The organism is Polynucleobacter sp. 39-46-10 (assembly GCF_002282275.1).
The window spans coordinates 1-1,649 of the sequence record NZ_NCJB01000433.1 but is presented as its reverse complement, the minus strand read 5'-3'; the positions used below and the strand labels follow the sequence as shown (position 1 = coordinate 1,649).

Genomic DNA, 1,649 nt, shown 5'->3' with positions numbered 1-1,649 from the left:
ACTTTATTGAGGTTTGACGCTCGCATTGTCTTAACTGTCAATCACATGGCATGGCTATGAAGCCTGTTCAGCACTCCATGGGAGTAAAGAGGATAATAAAAAGGTACATTAAAAACGAGGGGTAATGGGATGTTGGACACACTTATTATGAGCAGAATCCAATTTGGGGCAAATATTTCTTTCCATATTTTGTTTCCGACTATTTCGATTGCCTTAGGCTGGTTCCTCTTTTATTTCAAGATTCAACACAATAGAACTGGATTAGATTGCTGGAAAGAGGCATATCAGTTCTGGATCAAAATATTTGCCTTAACATTTGCATTGGGTGTCGTGAGTGGTATCACGATGAGTTTTCAGTTTGGAACAAACTGGCCCGGGTACATGGAGACAGTTGGCAATATTGCCGGTCCATTATTAGCCTATGAAGTCTTAACAGCCTTTTTCCTTGAGGCAACTTTCTTAGGTGTCATGCTATTTGGTGCAAAGCGTGTTTCGCAACGAGTGCATACATTAGCTACCTTTTTAGTGGCTTTTGGTACCAGCCTGTCAGCTTTTTGGATTATTGCCTTAAATTCGTGGATGCAAACCCCGCAGGGTTTCACCATGATTGATGGCAGGGCGCATGCCGTTGATTGGATAGCTATCGTCTTTAATCCATCGATGCCTTATCGCCTTGGCCATATGATGCTAGCTTCATTTTTGACTGTCTCGTTTTTCTTGGCTGGAATCTCTGCTTACCGCTACTTACGCAATAGCCGCTCGGAAGCCAATTTAATGGTGATGAAAATGGCGCTAACTGCTGCCATGGTTTTAACGCCTATTCAAATTATGCTTGGAGATCTACATGGCCTAAATACCCTTCATCATCAACCTGCAAAGCTAGCTGCTATGGAGGGAATTTGGAATGGCGGTACTGGTGTGCCTGCAGTGATCTTTGGGATACCCAATAAACAAACTCGTACCAACGACTATGAGATCAGCATTCCTAAGTTGGCGTCTTTTTACTTAACCCATAGTTGGGATGGCGAGGTCAAGGGATTAAATGATTTCGGAGACAAGATTCCGCCTGTTGCCCCAGTATTTTTTGCTTTTAGAGTGATGGTTGGCGTTGGTGTATTAATGCTCTTATTTTCATGGCTGGGGCGTTGGCAGATGCGTCAAAATCGGCCTCTACCAAAGTTAATAGCCAAAGGCTTGGTGCTGATGACCTTTTCAGGCTGGGTTGCCGTCTTAGCCGGTTGGTATGTAACTGAAATTGGACGACAACCTTATTTAGTGACTGGAGTGCTTACCACTGCTCAAGCTGCTACAACTTTGCCTACCGGTATGGTCTTTTCAACTCTATTTGCCTATTTGGCTCTTTATGTGGGTTTATTGTGCGCTTACATTTGGGTAGTTTTCTATCTGGCTCGTCAGGCTGACGATAAAGAAAGCCCCAAAACTCAAGTTGAAAAGCAATCTGAAACTTCGTGGAGTCTTTTTAGGACTTAAGTTATGACCTCAATTGACTATACCCAAGCATCTGTCTGGCTCCCACTATTTTTCTTTGTCGCCATGGGATTTGCCATGCTGTCTTATGTGGTTCTGGATGGTTACGACTTAGGAATTGGAATGCTGCTCAATCGTGCAACAGACCATGATAAAGACAT

At 43.4% G+C, this 1,649-nt stretch carries 1 protein-coding gene; it reads left to right on the top strand.

Annotated features, from left to right (window positions below; translation table 11 throughout):
• The first annotated feature begins 147 nt into the window (after positions 1-147).
• Positions 148-1,491: a cytochrome ubiquinol oxidase subunit I gene (locus tag B7X71_RS16520; RefSeq protein WP_293601536.1), complete on the top strand. Its 1,344-nt coding sequence runs from the start codon at positions 148-150 to the stop codon at positions 1,489-1,491.
• Positions 1,492-1,649: the final 158 nt, after the last annotated feature.